At 60.1% G+C, this 23,443-nt stretch carries 22 protein-coding genes; 14 read left to right on the forward strand and 8 right to left on the reverse strand.

Annotation, left to right across the window (positions count from 1 at the left end):
* Genes ABTV22_RS04615 through cyoE form a run of 3 tightly spaced genes read left to right on the forward strand, consistent with a single transcriptional unit; the run spans position 1 to position 1,865 of the window.
* Positions 1–627: a cytochrome o ubiquinol oxidase subunit III gene (locus ABTV22_RS04615; RefSeq protein ID WP_110966434.1), complete on the forward strand. Its 627-nt coding sequence runs from the start codon at positions 1–3 to the stop codon at positions 625–627.
* Positions 628–966, forward strand: coding sequence for a cytochrome o ubiquinol oxidase subunit IV (cyoD, locus tag ABTV22_RS04620; protein ID WP_110966435.1), 339 nt, complete (start codon positions 628–630; stop codon positions 964–966).
* A gap of 11 nt (positions 967–977) precedes the next feature.
* A complete protein-coding gene (cyoE, locus tag ABTV22_RS04625) occupies positions 978–1,865 on the forward strand; it encodes a heme o synthase (RefSeq protein WP_433738766.1) in 888 nt (295 codons plus the stop codon).
* 507 nt (positions 1,866–2,372) lie between these two features.
* Here the strand turns inward: cyoE and ABTV22_RS04630 are convergent.
* Complete coding sequence (locus tag ABTV22_RS04630) at positions 2,373–3,785, reverse strand: PLP-dependent aminotransferase family protein (RefSeq protein WP_433738767.1); 1,413 nt, start codon at positions 3,783–3,785, stop codon at positions 2,373–2,375.
* Between the two features lie 148 nt (positions 3,786–3,933).
* Between ABTV22_RS04630 and ABTV22_RS04635 the strand changes: the two genes are divergently transcribed.
* From ABTV22_RS04635 to ABTV22_RS04680, 10 genes are all read left to right on the forward strand, one after another.
* Complete coding sequence (locus ABTV22_RS04635) at positions 3,934–5,034, forward strand: hypothetical protein (RefSeq protein ID WP_433738768.1); 1,101 nt, start codon at positions 3,934–3,936, stop codon at positions 5,032–5,034.
* A gap of 39 nt (positions 5,035–5,073) precedes the next feature.
* Positions 5,074–6,354, forward strand: coding sequence for a biotin carboxylase (locus tag ABTV22_RS04640; RefSeq protein ID WP_433738769.1), 1,281 nt, complete (start codon positions 5,074–5,076; stop codon positions 6,352–6,354).
* Positions 6,355–6,415: 61 nt separating this feature from the next.
* Entirely contained in the window at positions 6,416–6,910 is a 495-nt protein-coding gene (locus ABTV22_RS04645) for a RidA family protein (protein ID WP_433738770.1), read from the forward strand.
* Positions 6,911–6,992: 82 nt separating this feature from the next.
* The gene (locus tag ABTV22_RS04650; RefSeq protein ID WP_433738771.1) at positions 6,993–7,457 is read left to right on the forward strand and encodes a cupin domain-containing protein; all 465 of its coding nucleotides are present in this window, start codon (positions 6,993–6,995) and stop codon (positions 7,455–7,457) included.
* A 205-nt stretch (positions 7,458–7,662) separates the two neighbouring features.
* Complete coding sequence (gene yfcF, locus ABTV22_RS04655; RefSeq protein ID WP_433738772.1) at positions 7,663–8,307, forward strand: glutathione transferase; 645 nt, start codon at positions 7,663–7,665, stop codon at positions 8,305–8,307.
* Between the two features lie 30 nt (positions 8,308–8,337).
* Positions 8,338–9,690 carry a KamA family radical SAM protein gene (locus tag ABTV22_RS04660; protein WP_433738773.1) on the forward strand — a complete coding sequence of 451 codons (1,353 nt, stop codon included), beginning with the start codon at positions 8,338–8,340 and terminating at the stop codon, positions 9,688–9,690.
* A gap of 24 nt (positions 9,691–9,714) precedes the next feature.
* On the forward strand, positions 9,715–10,587 hold the full coding sequence (locus tag ABTV22_RS04665; protein ID WP_433738774.1) for a branched-chain amino acid aminotransferase: 873 nt from the start codon (positions 9,715–9,717) through the stop codon (positions 10,585–10,587).
* A 22-nt stretch (positions 10,588–10,609) separates the two neighbouring features.
* Complete coding sequence (locus ABTV22_RS04670; RefSeq protein ID WP_433738775.1) at positions 10,610–11,368, forward strand: TauD/TfdA family dioxygenase; 759 nt, start codon at positions 10,610–10,612, stop codon at positions 11,366–11,368.
* Positions 11,369–11,431: 63 nt separating this feature from the next.
* Positions 11,432–12,391, forward strand: a complete 960-nt coding sequence (locus tag ABTV22_RS04675) for a diiron oxygenase (protein ID WP_433738776.1) — start codon at positions 11,432–11,434, stop codon at positions 12,389–12,391.
* A 14-nt stretch (positions 12,392–12,405) separates the two neighbouring features.
* A complete protein-coding gene (locus ABTV22_RS04680; protein WP_433738777.1) occupies positions 12,406–13,206 on the forward strand; it encodes an N-acyl homoserine lactonase family protein in 801 nt (266 codons plus the stop codon).
* A gap of 94 nt (positions 13,207–13,300) precedes the next feature.
* Here the strand turns inward: ABTV22_RS04680 and ABTV22_RS04685 are convergent, their stop codons facing one another.
* The 7 genes from ABTV22_RS04685 to ABTV22_RS04715 all read right to left on the reverse strand — a co-directional run bounded on the left by ABTV22_RS04685 (position 13,301) and on the right by ABTV22_RS04715 (position 21,550).
* Positions 13,301–14,731 carry a PLP-dependent aminotransferase family protein gene (locus ABTV22_RS04685; protein ID WP_433738778.1) on the reverse strand — a complete coding sequence of 477 codons (1,431 nt, stop codon included), beginning with the start codon at positions 14,729–14,731 and terminating at the stop codon, positions 13,301–13,303.
* A 308-nt stretch (positions 14,732–15,039) separates the two neighbouring features.
* Positions 15,040–15,744 (reverse strand): hypothetical protein, encoded by a 705-nt coding sequence (locus ABTV22_RS04690; protein WP_433738779.1) that lies wholly within the window; start codon positions 15,742–15,744, stop codon positions 15,040–15,042.
* 625 nt (positions 15,745–16,369) lie between these two features.
* Positions 16,370–17,197 carry an ABC transporter permease gene (locus tag ABTV22_RS04695; RefSeq protein ID WP_433738780.1) on the reverse strand — a complete coding sequence of 276 codons (828 nt, stop codon included), beginning with the start codon at positions 17,195–17,197 and terminating at the stop codon, positions 16,370–16,372.
* Between the two features lie 7 nt (positions 17,198–17,204).
* Entirely contained in the window at positions 17,205–18,077 is an 873-nt protein-coding gene (locus tag ABTV22_RS04700; RefSeq protein ID WP_433738781.1) for an ABC transporter permease, read from the reverse strand.
* A 10-nt stretch (positions 18,078–18,087) separates the two neighbouring features.
* Positions 18,088–19,200 (reverse strand): ABC transporter substrate-binding protein, encoded by a 1,113-nt coding sequence (locus tag ABTV22_RS04705; protein WP_433738782.1) that lies wholly within the window; start codon positions 19,198–19,200, stop codon positions 18,088–18,090.
* A 93-nt stretch (positions 19,201–19,293) separates the two neighbouring features.
* Positions 19,294–20,385 carry an ABC transporter ATP-binding protein gene (locus tag ABTV22_RS04710; protein ID WP_433738783.1) on the reverse strand — a complete coding sequence of 364 codons (1,092 nt, stop codon included), beginning with the start codon at positions 20,383–20,385 and terminating at the stop codon, positions 19,294–19,296.
* Positions 20,386–20,644: 259 nt separating this feature from the next.
* Positions 20,645–21,550, reverse strand: coding sequence for a LysR substrate-binding domain-containing protein (locus tag ABTV22_RS04715; protein ID WP_433738784.1), 906 nt, complete (start codon positions 21,548–21,550; stop codon positions 20,645–20,647).
* A gap of 278 nt (positions 21,551–21,828) precedes the next feature.
* Between ABTV22_RS04715 and ABTV22_RS04720 the strand changes: the two genes are divergently transcribed.
* Positions 21,829–23,433: a 5-guanidino-2-oxopentanoate decarboxylase gene (locus ABTV22_RS04720; RefSeq protein WP_433738785.1), complete on the forward strand. Its 1,605-nt coding sequence runs from the start codon at positions 21,829–21,831 to the stop codon at positions 23,431–23,433.
* Positions 23,434–23,443: the final 10 nt, after the last annotated feature.

The following is a 23,443-nucleotide window of genomic DNA, read 5'->3' on the forward strand; positions in this document are numbered from 1 at the left end:
ATGTCGAACTTAGTGACCAATGTTGGACACGCCCATGGTCATGACCATGGGCACGATGACCACCACCACGACTCGGGCGAGATGACCGTATTCGGTTTCTGGCTCTACCTGATGACCGACTGCATTCTGTTTGCGTCGATCTTCGCAGCGTACGCGGTACTGGTTAACAACGTAGCGGGTGGCCCGTCGGGCCACGACATCTTCGAACTGCCATACGTGCTGGGCGAAACCGCTCTGCTGTTGTTCAGTTCGATCACCTACGGCTTCGCCATGCTGGCGTTCTTCCGTGGCAACAAGAAGCAGGTCCTGGGCTGGTTGGCCCTGACCTTCCTGTTCGGTGCCGGCTTCATCGGCATGGAGATCAACGAGTTCCACATGTTGATCTCCGAAGGCTACGGCCCTAACCGTTCCGGCTTCCTGTCCGCGTTCTTCACCCTGGTGGGTACCCACGGTCTGCACGTGACCAGCGGTCTGATCTGGATGGCGATCATGATGTATCAGGTGCAGAAAAACGGCCTGACGGCGACCAACAAGACCCGTCTGAGCTGCCTGAGCCTGTTCTGGCACTTCCTGGACGTCGTGTGGATCTGCGTATTCACCGTTGTTTATCTGATGGGGACTATGTAAATGGCTAACGCTCATTCCCACAATGGCCACGACGACGGCAGCCACGGCAGCGTCAAGTCCTACGGCATTGGCTTCATCCTGTCGGTCATCCTGACCCTGATTCCATTCGGTCTGGTGATGTACCCGACGTTGCCAAAGTCGATCACTTTGTTGATCGTCGTGGCGTTCGCCGTGATCCAGGTGCTGGTGCACCTGGTGTACTTCCTGCACCTGGATCGTTCGTCGGCTCAGCGTAACAACGTCATCGCATTTGTCTTTGCCGCGATCGTGATTGCACTGCTGGTTGGTCTGTCGATCTGGATCATGTTCAGCATCCACACGTTCATGATGGCGAAGTGAGGTAAATCCGCATGTCCCTCAAGCACTTTATCCAAATCACCAAACCGGGGATCATTTTCGGTAACGTGCTTTCTGTGGCAGGCGGATTTTTCCTGGCCTCCCAAGGGCATGTCGATCTGGCCATCTTCCTGGCCGCGATGATCGGCACGTCCCTGGTGGTCGCCTCCGGTTGCGTGTTCAACAACTGCATCGACCGCGACATCGACCTGAAGATGGAACGCACCAAGAACCGGGTGCTGGTCCAGGGCTTGATCTCCCTGAAACTGGCCCTGATCTATGCGACCGTCCTGGGTGTCGCCGGCGTTGCGCTGTTGTACAAGGTGGCCAACCCGTTGGCCGCGTTGTTTGCGGTAATCGGCTTCGTTATCTACGTCGGTTTCTACAGCCTGTACCTCAAGCGCAAGTCGGTTCACGGCACGCTGGTGGGCAGTCTGTCGGGCGCCATGCCGCCAGTGATCGGCTACGTCGCGGTGAGCAACACCTTCGACATGGCTGCACTGACGTTGCTGGTGATGTTCAGCCTGTGGCAGATGCCGCATTCCTACGCCATCGCGATCTTCCGCTTCAACGATTACCTGGCCGCATCGATCCCGGTGTTGCCAGTGAAGCGCGGAATCCAGGTGGCCAAGAAGCACATCCTGATCTACATCCTGGCCTTCCTCGTGGCGACCTTGATGCTGACCTTCAGCGGCTACGCCGGCATGAGCTACCTCGCCGTCGCCGCGGCCATGGGCATGTACTGGTTGTACATGGCCTGGACCGGCTACAAGGCAGTGGATGACACGGTCTGGGCACGCAAGTTGTTCGTGTTCTCGATCTTCACCATTACCGCGTTGAGCGTGGCGATGTCCCTGGACTTCAAAGTGCCGACCGAGTTGCTGCTGACGTACGCGCCTTAAGCGTCGGATTGCTGAAAAGAAAACCCCGCCCTTCGAGAGAAGGTGCGGGGTTTTTTATTGGGGATTTTTTGGTGGCCCGAGTCTCCGCCTTCGCGAGCAGGCTCGCTCCCACAATGAATCGGGCACTCTTGTAGGAGCGAGGCTTGCCCGCGAAAAACGATAACGCGGTGTCTCAGGCAGATCGCGTTATCGTTCTTCGCGGGCAAGTCGGGTCGCCGCATCGCTCGCTCCTACAGAGCAGGTGGCGGTCAGGTGTTCATTGGGTGTCGAGCAATCGGAAAAAACGCTCGCGCACCAGGGTGCTATCGCTGTGGCCGACGTTGAAACGCAGGAACTGACTGGCATCCGGCGCTTTGTTCCCACAATGAATCGGGCCTCCCTGTAGGAGCGAGGCTTGCCCGCGAAGAACGATAACGCGGTGTATCAGACAGATCGCGTTATCGTTCTTCGCGGGCAAGTCGGGTCGCCGCATCGCTCGCTCCTACAGAGCAGGTGGTGGTTAGGTGATTATTGGGTGTCGAGCAATCGGAAAAACCGCTCGCGCACCAGGGTGCTATCGCTGTGGCCGACGTTGAAACGCAGGAACTGACTGGCATCCGGTGCTTTGCTGAGCAGGGTGCCGGGGGCCAGGACCAGGTCGATATCCAGGCCTTTTCTGGCCAGGGTTTCGGCGTGAAACCCTTCAGGCAAGCGCGTCCAGATGAACAACCCTTCATGGGGACGCGATGACACCGAGCAACCAGCTTCCAACAGCCAATTCGTCACTCGACTGCTCGACTCGTAGAGCCTGTCCACGGTGCGTCGGGTGTGTTTGGCATAGCTGCCATCGCTGAGCATGGCGCAGACGATTTGCTCCGCCAGTTCCGAGGTCATGCCACCACAGGCCATTTTCAAGGTGACCATGCGTGCCGCCAGTTGCGGCGAAAGCACCGCGAAGCTGACTCGGCTATTGGCCGTCAGGGTCTTGGAGAATCCGGAAACGTAGCTGACATTGTCCAGCCCGCCCGCCGCCAGGCGCGGTGTCATGCGTTGTTGCAGGTCGCAGTACAGATCGTCTTCAACGATGTGGAAGCCATAGCGATGGCTCAGCTCCAGCAGACGATAGACCTGCGCCGGAGAGAACGAGTGTCCGGTCGGGTTGTGCAGGACGTTGTTGGTCATGTACAGCACAGGGCGATGAGCACTCACCAATTGCTCGAAGGCCTCCATGTCCATGCCTTCGGCGCCGCGGGCAATGGTGATGACCTTGGCGCCATGCAACGCCAGGTTGGTGTGCATGGTGAAGTAGCAGGGGTCGTCGAGCAGCACCGTATCACCGGGTTTGACCAGCAGGCGCATCAGCATGTCGATGGCCTGCACGGTGTTGGCCGTGGTGACGATCTGGTCCACCGGTACTTCGATGCCGATAGCGGACAACTTGACTCGCAATGCTTCGCGCAATGGCAGGTAACCGGCGGCAACGCCGTACTCGCCCATTTGCAGAGAGGACGCACGTAGGGTGCTGCGCACGGCTTTGAGCAGTTCTTCGGCCGGCAGCCAGGAGGAAGGCAGGAAGCCGGCGCCGGGACGCAGTGCGCCCGTGTCTTGCAGGACCGCGCGGCGGACCACGCTCAGCGTGTCCTGGGGCTGCAGATCCGGCCCTGCATCGATCTTGAACGTGACGTTGGAACGATGCACAAAGTGCCCAGAACCCTGGCGCGACACCACCAGACCCTTGGCTCGCAAGCGGTCCAGTGCATCCACCACCGTGGACTTGCCCACGTTCATCAACTCGGAAAGTTCACGGATCGGTGGCAGTCGCGAGCCGTGGGGCAGGCCGCCCTGACTGATCGCCACCGACAACTGATCAACGATTTGCTGGACCAGCGGCACTCCTGGCTGGAACTCGATGGCAGCGATCACTGCGCGCTGAACCTGCATTTTACTGGTCTCTCCGGCAGTAAAGTTCGTTTGATTCTATACGAACTTGCTCTGATGAAATCAAGCGTCCCTCTCTACCATCACCTTACAGACTTTCCTGATTGTTCGTGCGTAACGCCCGGACAATTGCTGGTTCCAGAGGTGCTGCATGAGTGTTCAAACAACGGCCGCCGTGGCCAAGCCGGTGATCAACATCCGCCTGTTCATGATCCGGATCATCACTGCCGTGTCGTTGTTCGCTGTGTTGGGCAAGGCCAACGTCTGGCTCGACACCGCGACCAACAGCATCCTCGCCCTCGGTTATCGGGCCTTGCTCTTGCTGCTGCCGCTGACCTTGCTGGTACTGGGTCGTCGTTCCCTGAGCGTGACGTTGTTCTGCGCTGCCCTCGGGCTGGTGCTGCTGGCGGTCACCCGCAATCAGGGCGTGGTGATGTTTGCCGCAGCGTTGTTCGCCTACGGCATTGCGATTGCCGGTTACCTGATCAAGAGCGAAGCGGCGCAGACCAAGGAAGGCGCGGCCTACAACCGCGTCGCCATGAACATGGGCAGCCTGCTGGCCGGCCTGATTTTGCTATCGCCGCTGTTGACGCCAACGATGTTCTTTCTCGGTGCCGCGTGCTTCGTCCTGTTGTGCCTGCCGATCGCCATGGGGGCGACCTTCACGTCAGAACCGGTGACGGCCAGCCCGATCAGCCACGACGGCAGTGGCTGGCGCAACAAACTGCCGTGGGTGATCGCGGGAGTGATCATGGGCATCAAACTGTTCGGGGTGTTCTCGATCCTGCCGCAAGCGATCCTGCTCGAAACCGGTGAGCTGCCAACCTGGTACGGCTTGATGCTGATCCTCAACAGCGCCGTGGTGGTGTTCGCCCAGGTGCCGATGATGAAGCTGATTGAGCGCACCGGGCGCTTCAAGGTGCTGGCGGTGATCGGGATCATCGCCGGCGGTTTTGCGGTGCTGTCGTCACCGGCCGCGTTCCATGTCCAAACCCTGGTGGGCGCGTTGATCTGGGTGGCGCTGCTGTCCCTCGCTGAGTGCGCCTTCAGCTACCTCGATTACTTCTCGGTCAAGCAGAACAACATGTTCGTCAAGGAAGTGTCCCTGGGCGTCGGTGCCGGGCTGACCGTGCTGCTCATGCGGGTCGTGCCGCCACCCTACAACGCTCTGGTACTGGCCGCCATTGGTGCCGCCGGGATCCTGGCCTGGTACTGGTTCAACCGTAAATCCATCGCGTCGTTGCAGGACTGATTCGCGGCTTCGGTTTTCACTTTGCAGTTCGGGGGCATGATGAATACGACTTCTTGTGTAGTAGTGGTCGGTTACAACGGCAGTCGGGTTCACGACATCCAGAAATTGCGCGACTTGTGCAAGTCGCTCTACAACGCCCGGCTGATCCTGCTGGTCGAGCAGATTCAGCCCCATGATGATCAAGTGGCCGATCACGTGTGCAGCACCTCATTCGCCGAGAAGGACGTGGCGGCCTCCCTTGAATTGGTGGTGGGTTGCCTGAACGCCGACCGCTGGAAGCTGATCGGCGTGCTGCCGTTCTCCGATCGCGGTGTATTACTCGGCGCGGCACTGGCCAGTCATTTCGGCTTGCCCGGCATCACCCGAGCCGAGGCGCGGGCAGGGTTGGACAAACAGATTTTCCGCCATCTTGAAGCGACGGCTGAAACCTCGCCGGAGGATTACCGTCGGGTGTATTCCGAGCGGGTCGAGAGCCTGGCGCAATTGCGTGAGCGGGTGATCGAGCTCGGGGGCAAGGCCTTCATCAAGCCGGCGTGCGAAGGGGCCAGTCGTGGCTGTCGCGTGATCCAGCATCCATCCGAGTGCGATGAAGTCTGGCAAGCACTCAAGCCTTACCGCGAGGGCGGCATCGTCCTCGAAGAGTTGATCCAGGGCGCCCGGGAATACAGCTGGGATTGTGTCGCCGGCAGCACTTGGGTCACCGAAAAAACCACGACCGAAGGCGCTTACCGCGCAGAGATCCAGCAAGTGGTGCCAGCCCCCTTGGCGGACGACGTGCAGCAGCGACTGATGGCCGCCGGCCAACACATGGCCGATCTGGTCTCCGAGAACAACGGTGCGTGGCACAACGAAATCTTCCACAGGGCTGACCAACTGACGTCGGCGGTGGAAACCAATATGCGTCCCGGTGGCATGCACATCTGGGACTTGGCCAAGCGCGCCTTCGTCGATTTCAACCCTTGGGAGCGCTGGGTGCGCTGGGCCGTGGAGGGCCGGATCGAGCACCACGAACCGGTGGCGCGCGGTTATTGCGGCATTCGCCTGCTCAGGGCGCCAGCGGGCGGAATCCTGCGTTCCACCCCCGATGTCGAAGCATTGGCCCGCACGCTGGATATCGAGGTGGTGGAAGCCACTTTTGCCAAGCGTGTCGGTGATTCGGTCAGCGCGCTGGTGAAGGACAACTTCTCGTTTATCGGCCACATCGTGTTGTTCAACGAGCACTACGGGCAGCTCAGCAATGACCTGTTGCGCCTGGCCGAGGCCGTCGAGTCACGGGTGGGGATCACCCGTTTGGCACCGCCCGTCAGGGCCGCTGTTTGAGTGAAGGGTCGTGTTGCAGCGATCGATGTTTTTTGCAGTATTGATCAAGAGGATTCGGACAATGATTGAACCTATGACGTGTGATGAGCGCTTCATCGCCCTGGCGAAAGAATTCGGTTTCGACATCTACGGTGAGAACACCGTCGGCGGCCATTACGCGCCACTGATTCGTCACCACGATGAGCTGTACATCAGCGGCCTGGTGCCGCGCGTGGACGGCAAGATTCTTTACCCTGGTCGGGTCGGGCTCGATCTCAGCCTGGCGGATGCGCAAGCGGCAGCCAGCATCAGTGCGCTGCGCGGCCTGGCGCTGATCGTCGATGCCATCGGTTCACTGGATAAAATCAAAGCGCTGATTCGGGTCTCGGTGTATGTGAAATCCACGGCAGACTTTGTTGATCTCAGTGAAGTGGCCAACGGTGCCTCGGATGTCTTCAGTCATGTATTGGGCGATGCCGGTAAACACACTCGCACCACGGTGGGTGTTTATCAGTTGCCTAAAAATGCCGCTGTGGAAGTTGATATGATCGCCGCGCTTCGCCCTTCGGCTGTTTAGTCATGAATGACTTGGCTTTACAGTTTTTAGTTGTTCGCCTAGTGTCTGGTGACTTAAGTCGCCAGACGGTTGGAATTTGCGGATGAATAATATTCAAGGTGGTTTTTTTTCCTATCAGCATTTTCGTCAGAGTTTGCAGCAGCCGACGGCCAGTGCGCGGGTATGGAAAGACAGTGAACTAACGGATATGCGTCAACAACTGTCATCCACCGACGTGGATATTGTCGCGCTGGCCCACGAAAACAGCCTTGAAGGTTGCAGTTTGAGCCCGGGGATGGCGGTGTCCATGCAATGGTTGATCCCCGGCGCGGTGCTCAATGGCCATACCCATTCCTGGTGGCACCTGTTCATCATTCAGTCGGGCAACGGTGAGCTGACCCTGGGCGATGACGACGCGGTCAGCGTGAGCCCTGGCGATGTCTTGCTGGTTCCGGCCTGGACCCGGCACGGCTTCGTCAACACCAGCGCCACCGAGCCGCTGGCCATGCTGAACATGAGCAACATGCCGCAAATGGCCCAGCTGAGCGCTGAAGACGCCATCGGCTGATCACCATTCAAGCCTCATCAGCCTCTCGCTCCGCCCAAGGGAGTCCGTGTTCACGGACTCCCTTTTTTATTTTCCGGCCTGTGCGATAGCTGAATGTCTGTATCCGTATAAACAGATAATTTCTGTATCTGTTCAGCGTTTAAGCGCCTAACTACGATCACTCCCAATGCAACGGATTAGTGTGATTAATGCAAGGGAGCGTTCTATGGAAAGTACGAAATTGCAATTGTATGTGGGTGCGGATTTTGTCAGCGCATTTGCAATGTCTGCATTCGTGGCGTTGAAAGAAAAGCAACTTTCATTCGAGTTTGTCACGGTGGATCTTAAGGCTCGGCAAAACTATCAGGGTACTTACCGTGATCTTTCGCTGACCAACAAAATTCCAACCCTGGTTCATAACGGTTTCGCGTTGTCGGAGTCCTCCGCCATCGCCGAATACCTGGAAGAACTCTCCCCAGGGCATAAAAAACTCTTCCCCCAAGGCATCCAGCAACGCGCCCGTGCCCGACAGCTGCAAGCCTGGTTGCGCAGCGATCTGCTGGTGGTGCGCAAGGAGCGCCCGTTTGACCTGGTGTACTTCGGCAAGAAAGACAACCCGCTGTCCGACGACGCCAAAGCGGCGGTCGATCGCTTGTTCTTCGTCGCGGATCGCTTGCTGGAGGAGGGCGCCGAGCATCTGTTCGGTGACTGGAGCATCGCGGACACCGACCTGGCAATCATGCTCAACCGACTGGTCGCCAATGGCGATCCGGTGCCTGCGCGACTGGCGGCGTACGTTCGCCGTCAGTGGGACCGTGACAGCGTCCGGGCATGGATGGACATAGAGCGCGTCGCGCCAGCCATCCAGTAAACGCCACTCGCCAACACCAGGAGCGCTGCCATGCAAGGAATGTCGGAGCAGGAACGATACAAGCCCTACAACTCACGCACTATCCGAGACACACCGTACTGGCACAAGCTGACGCCGGCCTTGCAAGAAGCCATGACGGTCGTGGCCCGGGTCATGCCGTTTCGCACCAATGAATATGTACTGGGGACGCTGATCGACTGGAACAACATCCCGGACGATCCGATTTTCCGCATGACCTTTCCCCACAAGGACATGTTGTTGCCGGATGAATACGCGTCGCTCAAGCAACTGATCGAACTGGACGACACCCCAGCCATCAAGCGTCGGATCGAAGCGATCTGGCTGCGCATGAACCCTCATCCGGCCGGACAGCTGACGCACAACAACGCCATGCTCGACGGAAAAGTCCTGCCGGGCCTTCAGCACAAGTACCGCGAGACCGTGTTGTTTTTCCCCGGTGCCGGTCAGACCTGTCATGCGTACTGCACTTTTTGCTTTCGCTGGGCGCAGTTCATCGGCGAGGAAGAGCTCAAGTTCAACGCACGGGAATCCCAGGAGCTGGTGAGCTACTTGCGGGTGCACACGGAGGTCACCGATGTGCTGATCACCGGCGGCGACCCGTTGATCATGAACACTCGCTCCCTGGCCGGTTACCTCGAGCCGTTGCTGGAACTGCCCCACCTGAAAAACATCCGCATCGGCACCAAGTCCGTAGCGTATTGGCCGCAGCGGTTTGTCAGCGACAAGGACGCGCCAGAGCTGCTGGAGCTATTTCGGCGGATCGTCGCGGCGGGGAAAAACCTGTCGATCATGGGGCATTACAACCACCCGGTGGAGATCCACCAGGACATCGCCCGGCAAGCCGTCGAACGCATTCGCAGCACCGGCGCAACCCTGCGCATGCAGGCGCCGGTGATCCGCCACATCAACGAAAACCCTGCCGATTGGGCCGATCTGTGGACCGAAGGTGTACGGCTGGGGGCGGTGCCGTACTACATGTTTGTCGAGCGCGACACAGGGCCCAGCCACTACTTCGCGATGCCGTTGGCGCGGGCGTTCGAGATCTTCCAGGCGGCGTATCGCACGGTGTCCGGCCTGGCACGCACGGTGCGCGGTCCGTCCATGAGCACCTTCTACGGAAAGGTGTTGATCAATGGCATCGAGACCGTGGCGGGGGAGAAAGTCTTCGTGCTGCAGTTTCTCCAGGCCCGGGACCCGCAATGGGTGTTGCGCACCTTCTATGCGCGATTCGACCCGCAGGCGACCTGGTTCGACCAGTTGCGCCCGGCCTTCGGCGAGCGCGCATTTTTCTTTCAGAACGAACCTGAGCTTTTGCTGGCGCCAGCGCCGGAATTGATACCGGTCCTGCTGCAAACAGCGTAGGACGAATTATCAGGAGACAAGGACATGAGCGGTATCCCGTTTGATCAACGCGAAGGATGGATCTGGCTCGACGGCGAGTTCGTCGAGTGGTCCCAAGCGCGCCTGCACGTACTGACCCACGGCTTGCATTACGCGAGCACGGTGTATGAAGGGGAGCGCGTCTACAACCGCAAGGTGTTCAAGCTGCGCGAGCATACCGAGCGGCTGTATCGCTCGGCGAAGTTGATGGATTTTGCCATCCCGTTCGAGCCCGCCGAACTGGAAGCGGCCAGCCATGAACTGCTGCAACGCAACGATGTGGTCGAGGGTTATCTGCGCCCGGTGGCCTGGCGCGGCAGCGAGATGATTTCCACCTCTGCGCGTTTCAACAAGGTGCATGTGGCGATTGCCTGCTGGCAATGGCCGAGCTATTTCGACCCGGCGGCACGCATGGCCGGCATTCGCCTCAAGACCGCGACGTGGCGCCGTCCGCCACCGAGCAGCAGCCCCTTCGAAGCCAAGGCGTCGGGGCATTACCAGATCGCCACGCTGAGCAAGCACGACGCGGAAAACCACGGCTACCACGACGCGTTGATGCTCGACTGGCGCGGGCATGTTGCCGAGGCCACCAGTGCCAATGTGTTCTTCGTCAAGGGTCGGACTTTGTACACGCCGGTGCCGGATTGTTTCCTCAACGGCATTACCCGCCAGACCGTCATCGAGCTGGCCAGGGCCCTGGATTATCAGGTGATCGAAACCACGATCTTGCCTGCGCACCTGGGCGACTTCGACGAGTGTTTCCTGACGGGCACTGCCGCCGAAATTACCCCCGTACAGAGCATCGATGAACAGCGCTACCGGCCGGGTAACGCCTGCCGCGAGTTGATTGCCGCTTACACCTCAACCGTCAACGCCTGATAAAACAGCCAGGAATCTCACCATGCCAAATCAAGGGATTGTTGCGTCCACACCTTACGTTTCACTGGGCCATCGCCATGAAGAATTGTCGAGCCGCGGCTGGACGGTGCTGACCCCCGGCGAATTCGCCCACGACGTTGTCGGCACACTGCATGAGTTCGGCCCGATCATTCCGCAATTTAATGGCCAGACCGCTTTCGCCATCACCCGCAAGCCGGGATATGAAGACTTGCCGTATTCCCAGAGCATGAACGGTATCGGCCCGCACACCGAGGCCCCCGTGTATGGCCCGCCGCCGCGTTACCTGGCGCTGCATTGCCATCGACAAGCGACGTGCGGTGGTGGTCATACGGGATTGGTGGACGGCTATGAGTTTCTGAAGTCGCTGGAGCGCAGTGAGCCGGAGCTGCGCGAATGGCTCGACGACACCCCCGTGGAATTCGTCGCCACCGCCAAACCCGGTGAACCCGAGCAGACCCGGGTCAGGGAATACATCCTGACGCCGACCGAGGACGGTGACATTTTTCGCTTCAGCTACAACCAGTTTCACTACGGCGATGTGAACCCGTCGAAGCAAGCCTTGCAGCAGTCCCAGGTTACCCACAGCACCTCGCCACTGGCCAAATTTGCCGTGCTCGGTGAGACGTATTTCGTCGAGCACAACATTCCAGTGCTGATTCCCGATGGCTGCATGCTGATTTGGGACAATTGGCGCATGATCCACGCCCGCAGTCGATACACTGACCCGGCGCGCCACCTGACCCGCTACTGGCTGGCCTGATTCTTTCCTTTCTATTCCATTGGCGTACCCGGCAGCGGGTACGCGTTCTACAGGTATCGCGTCATGCAAACAGCAATCGAGATCGCCCAGGTCGATCATCAACTGGTCGTGCGGCTCAATCAGGCCTGGACCCGACGTGCCACGGTCTGCTCGCCGGAAAAGACCGCAGTCGATGAAGTGTTCGATCCGTCGCGCCCGGATTACCCGGAGTGCATGGTGCCGTTTTTTCATCACCCGAGTTTCCAAGCCTTGAGCGAAGAGCTCAAGAGCAGCGTGGTGACGTGGGGCTGGATCGGCTACAACCTGCGTACCGTGACCGCCGAGGAACACGTGGTCAACCCGGCGCTCAGCGTCATCGCCAATCAGTACCTGGGCAAGGACGACTGGCACTTTCGCGAAGCCATGCAGCAGACCTTGATCGACGAGCACTACCACACGCTCATGCACCTGCGCGCCATCGAGCGGACCAAACTGGAGCGCGCCCTCGATCAAGACCTGAACTTGCCGCCATCCGTCACCTATCTGCGACTACAGGCTTTGCGTGAAACCCTGGCCGAACCATGGCAGAAGGATCTGGCGGCGATCACCTTTGCGGTGGTGGCCGAGATCAGCGTCAACGCCTATCTGGACCTGTTGGCGGATGACCAAAGCATCCAGCCGCAAAACCGCCGCGTCGCCGAACTGCACAACCGCGACGAATACGCCCACAGCAAAGTGCTCGCCGAAGTGGCCAAGGTCATGTACGCCAATATGCAGCCAACGCAGCGGGAATTCTTCGCACGCACCTTGTCGGTCGCGTTGAGTGCTTTTGTCGCCCAGGACTACTCGATGTGGGAAGCGATCCTGACGCAGCTCGGGGTGGCGGACGCCGCATTGATCATTGCCGACACCCGCGAGAGCAACAAGAACGCGACGATCATGCGCGACTACAGCGGCTTGCATAAGTTGGGGCAGGAACTGGGGATCAGCGAGCTGATCGATTTCGATTTTCGTCCGACCCTCAAAGCCAACGCGGCCGCCTGAATCTGGAGGTACGTATGTCCGTTCCTGTGTACGAAGTGTTCGCCATCCGTGTCGGCGCCAACGCCCAGCGCACCGCGAAGGAGAATTTTCTCTACGACGCCTGCTGCGGTGATCCGAATGCGCCGATGCCGTTGGACTATTACTTCTGGGTCATTCGCAACGAGCAGCAAGTGATCGTAGTCGACACCTGTTTTCAACCGGCCACGGCAGATCGGCGCAACCGGAAAATGTATCGCCTGCCGGAAGAATCCCTGCGCCAGCTGGACATCGATCCGGCGCAGGTCGAGCACCTGATCCTCACCCACCTGCACTGGGACCATGCCGGCAACCTGGGGCTGTTTCCCAAGGCCACGGTGCACTTGCAGGAAGCGGAGCTGCGCTTCTGCACCGGGCCGAAAATGAGCCATCGCACGGTGAATAAAACCTACGAAGTCGAGGACGTGATGTCGGCGCTGCCGCCGCTGTTCGAAGGGCGCATGCGTTTGCACAATGGCACGGCTACCGTGATGCCTGGCGTTACGGTGCACGGGGTGGGGGGGCATACACCCGGTAGCCAGGTGGTGCGGGTCAACACCGCGCGCGGCTGGATTGTGCTGGCCTCGGATGCGGCGCACCTATGGGTCAACATCCGTGAGCGCAGTCCGTTTCCGATCCTCGATGACTTGGCGCAAACCCTGGAAGCCTTCAGCGAAATCGACCGCTTGGCCGACAGCGAAGACCACGTCATCCCCGGCCACGACCCATTGATCGCCGAACGCTTCCCGCATTGGAATGATGACCCGCATATCATCTGCCTGCACCAAAACCCTCTGTAAATCCCTGTAGGAGCTGCCGAAGGCTGCGATCTTTTGATTTTGATTTTTAAGATCAGAAGATCGCAGCCTTCGGCAGCTCCTACAGGGGAATGCGTCAGCTCTGGTTTTTGAGGAGTTGACCGAGGGTTCGCAGCGCCTCGTCGATTCGAGGCGAATACGGTGCTCCACACCCGATCCGCACACAGTGATCGAAGCGCTTGGCATTGGAAAAGATATCCCCAGGAGAAATCAAAATGCCGGCTTTGAGGGCCTCGTGGAAAAGCGCCATGGACGAATGCTTCCCAGGCAACTCCACCCATAGCAACGTCCCACCCCGGGGATTGCTCACCCGTGTGCCTTCGGGGAAGTGGCGCAGGATCGCCGTGCTCATTTGCAAGCGTTGTTGCGTCAGGGTTCTCCTCAAGCGGCGCAGATAGCGTTCGTAGGACGGTGTGCCCATATAGGCGCTGACCGCCAGTTGTGACAGGGCTTCGCAACCTCGGGACTGGGTGTGCTTGAGCATTTCCACGCGGTCGTGCCATTTGCCGGCGCTGATCCAGCCCAGGCGCACCCCGGGTGCCAGGGTTTTGTTCAGTGACGCGCAATAGATCACGTTATCGCTGCGGTCCCAGTGCTTGAGCGTGGATAAGGGTTGCTCGGTGTCCACCAGGTCGCCATAGGTGTCGTCTTCGATCAGCACGGTCTCGTAGTCGGTGCATAACTGCACCAGCCGCGCCTTGTGGGCGTCGGGCATGATGCTGCCCAACGGATTGTGCAGGTTGGGAATGACGATCAGCGCCTTGATCCGCTCGGGGCCTTGCAGCACGTGTTCGAGGGCCGGCAGATTGATGCCGCCGTGGGTCGTGGCCGGGACCTCTAGCACCCGCAGGTTCAGGCTTTCGAGAATTTGTAGCAAACCGTAGAAGGTCGGCGATTCCACGGCCACGGTATCGCCGGGACGGGTCACCGCGCGCAACGCCAGGTTGATCGCTTCGGTCGCGCCGTTGGTGATCACGATGCGCTCGGCGTTCAGCTGGGTTTTGCTGGTCAGCGCCCGGCGGGCAAGGATGTTGCGCAAGACGAGGTTGCCGCTGGTCGGCCCCGCCTTATCGAGCAGATGCGGATCCTGGCGCAGTGCTTTGATCATGTTGTCTTGCAGGGTTTTGAGCGGGTACAACTGCGGCGCACAGTAGGTACTGGCGAAGTTGACCTTGATCGTTGCGCGCTGACTGGCCTTGAGCACCGAAGACACCTGCTCGTGTATGCCCACATAGGCACCGCTATCGAGTGGCGGGGGGAGGATGGTCGGCGCGGGTTTAGCGGGGGTGTCAGGCTGGCGGATGTAGTTGCCCGAGCGGGGGCGAGCCTCCAGAACACCGTAGTCTTCCAGTTCCCGGCAGACCTGCACGGCGGTCGACAGGCTGACCGCGTGTTTTTCCATCATCAGCCGAATGGAGGGAAAGCGCTCACCGGTTTTCAGGGTGCCGCTGCGGATGGCGTCCAGGTAATGGTTGGCCAGCTGACGGTAGAGCGGGGGAGTGTTCATGATGACCTCAGCAGTTGCACCACTGAGGTCATTGGCTGGAAAGTGAGTAGACGCTCCCCAACTTCATTCAGAGCAGGCTGACCCGTGGTGCTGTTGGGTGAAGGGAAGTACTGCTGTCGATACTGGAAGATTAATCGTGGATTTGCCCGGATCGCAGGCAATAAAAAGCCCCGCTCGGTGGCGGGGCTCATGGGGGCACAGCAGCTTGATTCTGTGTAGGAGCTGCCGAAGGCTGCGATCTTTTGATCTTAAAATATCAAAATCAAAAGATCGCAGCCTGCGGCAGCTCCTACAGGGTGGGGCGTAGCTTACTGCGCGGCGATGCTGTAGCCGTCGAACGCCGTCTGCTGTTGCAGCGCGGTGATGATGTTCTTGCGGTTGACGGCTTGTTCGGCGCCGCTGTTGTCCAGGAAGGTTTCGCTTTCCAGCTCCGCTTCTTCGCCTTCGCCGACGAAGGTGAAGCCCAGGAACTCCAGGGCCTCGCGGTCAACGTTCAGGCGCGAGCGCGGGGTGCGCAGGGGCAGGGTGACGCTGATGCCGTCCTTGCTGATGGTGAACACTTCGGCCTCTTTCTTCGCCCGCGCGGCCTTGCTCTTGCCGCCGCTCGGGTTGCTGATGGCCTGGTGCGTCTGGTTCAGCACCTTCAGTGCCAGACCGTAAACGATTTCCTGGAAGGCCGGATCGTCCTTGAAGCTGGACAGGATACGGCTGATCGGGAACTTGCTGCTCAGGTCTTCCAGGGCGGCAATGTCCGCCGCTTCGGCATCCTTGAGTTGCTTGAGCTGGCCCATCAGTTCATAGGCCTTGTCATCGTCGAAGCTGTCGTGCGCCTGGCGGATCGCGGCGCGCAGTTCGCGGATCTGGTCGCTTTCACGGGTGGACTGGAAAGCGTCCAGCACCATCTCGCTGATGGTTTTGGCCTGGGGGACGTGTTGTGAAAGATTGATGGAGTTTTCGTATTCCGCTTTGGACGACAGGGTGACTACGGTTTCAGCGGTGTTGGAATCGGACATTGAAATTTCACTACTTTTTTCAGCTTGAATAGGGGCGAGAAAGCGTGGGGGGCTTTTTCGGGCCGACTAATCTATTGGACCGGGAAGTCATTGTCACGGCCCAACGGCTGGAAGGGCAAAATCCACCGACGGATCACGTTGATATTGAGGTTTACACAACCCTGTAGGAGCCGGCTTGCTGGCGATAACAGTGTGTCAGGCGCCATCCATGTTGGTTGATGCACCGCCATCGCCAGCAAGCCGGCTCCTACAGGGGATTGGCGGTGTCGGTAAAAGCAAAAAGCCCCGCGTAACCGGCCAATCAGCACTGCCAAGGTCAGGCTGATCAGGATCACCGAAATCGCCGCGACACTTGGGTCGACGTTGTTTATTGGACCGGGGCGGCAATGTCACGGGCCAAGGGGCAGATGGGCAAAATCCACCGACGGATCACGTTGATATTGATGTTTACACAACCCTGTAGGAGCCGGCTTGCTGGCGATAACAGTGTGTCAGGCGCCATCCATGGTGGTTGATGCGCCGCCATCGCCAGCAAGCCGGCTCCTACAGGGGATTGGCGGTGTCGGTAAAAGCAAAAAGCCCCGCGTTCATGACGAAAGCGGGGCTTTGTGTGCCAGACGGTATATCAGGGGTGCAGCAGCTTCTGCGCCCGCTTGTCCGCCAGATGCTGAACCACCAACCGGCCAATCAGCACAGCCAAGGTCAAGCTGATCAGGATCACCGAAATCGCCGCAACGCTCGGGTCGACGTTGTCGCGCAGGCCGCTCCAGATGCGTTTGGGCAGGGTGTCGACGTCGACGCTGGTGATGAACAGTGTCACCGCCACCTCTTCCCACGACAGCGCAAAACTCAGCAGCGCGGTGGAGGCCAGGCCCAGTTTCAGGTTCGGCAGGATCACCATGAAGGTGGTCTGCATCAGGCTCGCGCCGAGGTTGCGCGAGGCCAACTCGATGCGCCGGTCAATCTGGCTCAGGGCGACCAGCATGGTCACCACGCCGTAGGGCACCACCATGATCACGTGGGCAATCACCACCCCGGTCAGGGTGTCGTAGCCCATGCCCGGCGCCAGGCGACCGAGCTTGGTTTCCATGAAGTACAGCACCAGCGCGGAGATCACCGGCGGAATCGCCATCGGCAGCAGCACAAGGCCGATCAGCGCCGTGGCCAGTTTCGAGCGCATGTACCAGATGCCGAGGCTGAAGCTGGCCGCCAGCAAGGTGGCGATCACGCTGGTGGCGAAGGCGATGGTCAGGCTCTGGCTGATGGCATGGAACCAGTCAGGGTTACTGACCAGCGCCTCGTAGTGGCGCAGCGACCAGTTGCCTTCGGGCATCGACAAAAAACGCTTGCTGGTGAACGACACCGGGATGACCGTCAGCAGCGGGAACAGCATGAAGGCCATGGCGACCACGGCCAGCAGCCGGGTGCTCAGACTTGTGCGATGAGTATTCATAGTTGTCTCAGCCTACCAGTCGGTTCACGCGGGTCATTTTCAGCAACACCCAGATCAGCGCGCTGACCAGTGCCAGCAACACCACGCTCAGTGCAGCGCCCAGGCCCCAGTTGCTGGTCTGGAACATTTGCAGGAACACATACTCGGCGATCATCACCGTTTGCCCGCCACCCAACAGCACTGGGGTGATGAAGAAGCCCAGGCAGAACACGAAGACCATGATGAAGGCACCGAGCATGCCCGGCAGGGTCTGCGGCAGCAGTACTTGCCAGAAGGTTCGCAACGGGCCGGCACCCAGGCCGCGAGAGGCCATGAGCACGCGAGCGTCCAGTTGGCGCATGGTCGACAGCAGCGGGAACACCGCGTACGGGATCATCACGTGGAGCATGCCGATGACCACGCCGATTTCGTTGCGGCTCAGTTGCAGCGGTTGATCGATCAGGCCCATGCCCATCAAACCGTTATTGAGCACGCCGTTGCTGCGCAGGGCGATCAACCAGCCAAAGGCCCGCACCAGCACCGAGATCCAGAACGGAATGAAGATGCAGATCTCCACCACGCGCTGCCAGAACGGCGGGCTGAACACCCAGCAGTACGCCAGCAGGTAACCGATCACCAGGGCCAGCAAACTGACCGTCAGGCACAGGCGCAGGGTGCGCCAGAGCATTTCGATGATTGCAGGATCGGTGGCGATGCGTTGGTACTGCTCGATACCGGGCGTCGGCAGGGTGAAGCTCCAGCCGACCACGCCGAGGAACGGCAGCACGTAGAACACCAGCAGCAACACCGGCAGCGGAAACAACAGCAAACCCCGCTCCAGGCGCGCCGAACTGAATCGGTGCTGGGGTTTGCTCAAGGTGGAAGTCATTGTCATGGTCATGATCGATGGCTCACTTGGACAGCCGCGTCAAATACTCTTCCAGGGCTTTGGAGTAGTTGTCGGCGTACCACTGGGCGTTGAGGGCGATCTGCTTTTTCAGGTTTTCTTCGGAGGCGCAGTTGGCTTGCAGCTGTTTGGCCGACATCAGTTTTTCGGTGGCGCTGTTCGACGGGCCGTTGCCGAGCAATTCGAACAATTTGAGCTGGCCTTCCGGTTGCAGCGCCTGCTGGATGAATTGCATGGTCGGTTGCGTACCGGCCGGGTTGCCTTGCAGAACCGCCCAACTGCTGGAGTTGATGAAGCCGTTGTCGAAGCTCCAGCGCACGCGGTTGTCGGTGTCTTCGCTGAGCAGTTTGGCGCGGGTATGCCAGATCGCACCCACCGATACTTCGCCGTCGACCATCAGTTGCTGGCTTTCGGCACCCGAGCTCCAGAACGACAGGACGTGGGGTTTGATCTCGTCGATCTTCTTCATGGCCCGTGGCACGTCCAGCGGGTAGAGCTGATCGGCCGGTACGCCGTCGGCCAGCAGCGCCGCTTCGAGCATCCCGTTCATCCACTTGTACAAGGTGCGCTTGCCGGGAAATTTCTTCACGTCCCAGAAATCGGCCCAGGTCTTGGGGCCGTTGTCGCCGAATTTGGCGCTGTCCCAGGCCATCACGTAGCTGAACTGGTAACTGGCGATACCGAAATCGGAGGCCAGCGCCGGGGCCACTTGATCGCGCTTGATCACGTTGTAGTCCAGCGGTTGCAGGATCTTTTCCCGACCCAGGACGATGGCACTGTAGCTCTCGACGTCAACCACGTCCCAGCTCGGCTGACCGCTGGCCAGTTGCGAGCGGATCGCGCCCTCGGTGGGGCCTGCACCGTCGATGCGCACCTGAATGCCGGTGCTCTTGGTGAAGGTGTCGGTCCAGGCCGACTTGAACGCATTCAGGGCGTCGCCACCCCAGTTGACCACGACCATCGGCTTGTCCGCCGACCAGCTGATGCCGCTGCGCAGCGCCAGTGGCACCGCCGCGAGCAAGCCCATGGCCTGGATGAAGGTGCGACGGTTGATCTGACCGTCGCGGGCCTTTTCGATGAGCACTTCGATGCAGTCTTGTTGGTGATCCTGGCGCATGGGGGCAAGTCCTCAAGCGGCGGGTGCCTCGTGGGGCACCGGCCTTATTGTTGTCATTGGAAGAGCGCTTTGTGAGGCAAGTTTTTCAGGGCTTCAGGCCGGCAGCAGGAAGCTTTGCTGGACCGGCCAGCTCAGCCATACCGGCGCGCCGCTGGGCATCGATGCACCAGGGTGATTGCCGTGTACGGACAGGTTGATCGGCAAGGTATCGCCACCGACCTTGAGTGCCAGGTGGGTGCTGGAGCCCTGGTAGACCTTGTCGGTGAGCTGCGCCGGCATCACGTTGTAGCCGTCGAGGGTCGGGCACTCGCTGTGCAATTCCATGTGCTCGGGACGTACCGCCAGCACGATCGGCTCTTTGCCCAGGGCTGTCGGGGCGAGGGCGTGCAGCACGCTGGTGCCGCAACGGCCGCTGGCGGTCGGGCCGTTGCGGGTCAGGCCGTCCAACGGGAACAGGTTCATCTTGCCGAGGAATTCGGCGACGAAACGGCTCTCGGGACGGTTGTAGATGTTTTCCGGGGTGTCGACCTGGGTCAGCTTGCCGTGGTTGAAAATCGCGATGCGCGAGGACAGCGCCAGGGCTTCGTTCTGGTCGTGGGTGACGAACACGAAACTGGTGCCGACCTGACGGTGGATGCGTTGCAACTCGGTTTGCAGCTGTTCGCGCAGGTTCTTGTCCAGCGCCGACAGTGGCTCGTCGAGCAACAGCAGTTGCGGCTCGAACACCAGCGCCCGGGCAATCGCCACACGTTGCTGCTGACCACCGGACATTTCGGCGGGCTTCTTGTGCATGTGCGCGCCGAGACCGACCACTTCCAGGATGTGCTTGACCCGGCGGTTGCGTTCTTCGACGGGGACTTTGCGGATGCGCAACGGATAAGCCACGTTGTCGGCCACGGTCATGTGCGGGAACAGCGCATAACCCTGGAACACCATGCCGAAGTTTCGTTGTTCGGCCGGGCGTTTGATGATGTCGACGCCTTGCTCCATCAACTTGCCCGCCGTCGGGCTGAGGAAGCCGGCCAGGATCATCAGCAAGGTGGTTTTGCCCGAGCCGGAAGGGCCCAGCAGGGTGAGAAATTCGCCTTGGCGAACGTCGAGATCGACGTTATCCAGCGCCGCGAAACGACCGTAATACTGGCTGATACCTTGTGCGCTGAGCTGAATCGCTGAACGGCTGGACACTATCTGGTTCCTCTTTTTATTGCCCATCTGACGTACGAGGACGGATGCGAATCCGAAACGGGCTTTGGGCTTATTATTGTTAAAAATATCGCTACATCAATGGAATTATTTTGCAGTTATTGGTTAGTTTTATTACTCAATTGTTGGTGGAAAAAAATGCACCCTGAATCGCTTTTCGTAGGCGCTAGGCTTGCCGGCGAAAGTGATCTGGAAGGCGCCTTCGCCGGCAAGCCTGGCTCTTACGGGTTCGATGTGATCTTCAGAGGGTGTCCTGCCAGGTCTGGTGGGACGATTGCAGTTGGGTCTTGACCCAGTTGCTGAACGCTTGCACCACCGCGCGTTCGGCCTTTTGCGGGTCGGCGGCCAGGTAATAGCCGCGATGCAGGTCGATGGTGATGTCGAACGGGCGCACCAGCAGGCCCTTGGACAAGGCATCGCCGCTGATCAGGTTGTCGCCGATCGCGATGCCCTGGCCGGCAATGCACGCCGACTGCGCGCAGTGCGCATCGGAGAACAAAATGCCGCTCACCGCGTTGACCCCCGAAGCCCCGGCGGCGGTCAGCCAGACGCGCCAGTCCGAATAGTCGGTCATGTGCAGTAACGGGAAATGGCTCAGTTCCTGCGGGTGCTTCAATCCGCTTTGCGCGTTGATCAGTCGTGGGCTGCACACCGGGAAGAAGCGCAAGGCCACGATCTCTTCAACGTGCATTTCCGGCCAATCGCCAATCCCGTAGGCGATGAACAGGTCCGCGTTGGGGTTGTTGATGTCGTCCGGCGTGCGCGGCGAAATCAACTGCAACTGCACCTGCGGGTACTGGCGCAAAAACGCGCCGATGTGGTGGCACAGCCAATAGGTGGCGAACCCCGGCGCGCAACTGACGCACAGCCGACCGGAGATTTCCTGATCGTCGATGAGCTGACCGGCGTCGAGCAGGCTCAACAGAATCCCGTGCACTTCCCGCGCATAACGCTCGCCCTGATACGTCAGGCCAATCCCCCGGCCAATGCGTTCGGTCAGGGGGAAGCCGACGCACTCCTCAAGCTTGCTGATCTGGTGGCTGATGGCGCTGCGGGTCAGGTTCAGTTCACGGGCGGCGACCGACACGCTGCCCAGGCGGGCAACCGCGTCCAGGGCGCGAAGGGCTGTCATCGAAGGAAATCGCATCACTCATTCCGCTGAAAAGTTGAAAAAATCATCCCTGTGGCGAGGGGATTTATCCCCGCTGGGCAGCGAAGCGGCCCCGCTTATCCCTAAAGAAGGGGACTGCTGCGCAGTCCAACGGGGATAAATCCCCTCACCACAGGAGCGATGTTGGTCTTTTTGTATGTTGACGTAAATCGAACAGTCAGGCCAAAAAAAATCGATTGTTGTATCGGTTGATTCAACAATACTAGCCCCACTTGTCATCGGGCCGGTCTGGCCCTTCATCAAAGAGGTGCTGCATGACCACGTGTGCCCAGGCGCTTGTTCAGTTGCTGGAAGGCTATGGCGTTGAACATGTCTTCGGCATTCCCGGCGTGCACACCGTCGAGCTTTACCGTGGTTTGCACGGTAGCCGCCTGACGCACATCAGTCCGCGCCACGAGCAAGGTGCCGGGTTCATGGCCGACGGTTACGCCCGTGCCAGTGGCAAGCCCGGTGTGTGCTTCATCATCACCGGCCCCGGCATGACCAATATCCTCACCGCCATGGGCCAGGCCTATGCGGACTCGGTGCCAATGCTGGTGATCTCCACCTGCAACCGCCGCGAGCATTTGCGTCTGGGTCATGGTCACCTGCATGAGCTGCCCGATCAGCGCGCCATGGTCGCTGGCGTCTGTGCCTTCAGCCATACCGTGCAACACCCGAATCAATTGCCGGAACTGGTGGCGCGGGCTTTTGCTCTGTTTGGCTGCACCCGGCCACGCCCGGTGCACATCGAGATTCCGCTGGATATGCTGGACATGTCCGCCGACGGCCTGGACCTGAGCCCGCGCCCGTTGCCGGCCGCACCGGCCCCGGCGCCTGAGTCGATCGACGCGGCCGTCGCCTTGATCAACCGCGCTAAACGCCCGTTGATCCTGGCCGGTGGCGGTGCCCGTCGCGCCAGCCAAGCCCTGACCTTGCTTGCCGAGCGCTTGCAGGCACCGGTGGCGCTAACCACCAACGCCCGGGGCTTGCTGGCGCCGGAGCATCCGTTGCTGCTTGATGGCGTGCAATCCTCGGCCCACGGTCGCGAACTGTTCGACGAGGCCGATGCGGTGCTGGCTGTCGGCACGGAGCTGGGTGAAACCGACTACGACTTTTTCGGCCTTGGGCCCGTGGCCTTCAAGGCGCCATTGATTCGCCTGGACATCGATCCGCTGCAAGTGCTGGGCGTACAAGCCGCCACCGTGGGTTTGTTGGGCGATGCCGAGCAAGGCCTGCGTGCACTGCTGGCGCGACTGCCGCAACGCCAGGCTGATCCTGAGTGGGCGAGTGAGCGGGCAGCCCGCATCAACGCCCTCGAGCACGCGGGCTGGAGCACCAAGCAAAACTGCCTTCAGGCGTTGCTCGATACGGTCCGCGATGCCCTGCCGCAGCCGCTGATCGTCGGCGACTCGACCCAACCGGTGTACCAGGGTGCCCTGGGTTACCGGGCTCCGACACCCAATAGCTGGTTCAACGCCGGCAGCGGCTACGGCACCCTCGGCTACGGTCTGCCCGCTGCCATCGGCGCCAAGCTGGCCCGGCCGCAGCGTCCGGTGGTGGCCTTGGTGGGCGATGGTGGCTTGCAGTTTTCCAGCGCCGAGTTGATCGCCGCCAAAGAGGCGGGCGCCGGTGTGATTCTGCTGCTGTGGAACAACACCAGTTACGCCGAAATCCGCGACTACATGAATGCCCGCTCAGTGCCATTGCTGGGTGTGGACATCCTCGCGCCGGACTTCGCCGCGCTCGCAAAAAGCTGCCACGTCGCCCATCACCGGGCGGGCAATCTTGCCGGTTTGAGAGAGCTGCTCGGCCAGCTCGGAGGGAGCAGCGAGCCCGTAATGATCGAGCTGGATGCTGCGGATTTCCTCAAAGATTGAGCACTGCGCG

This window comes from Pseudomonas putida (genome assembly GCF_050990305.1).
Classification (GTDB): Bacteria; Pseudomonadota; Gammaproteobacteria; order Pseudomonadales; family Pseudomonadaceae; genus Aquipseudomonas; species Aquipseudomonas putida_AH.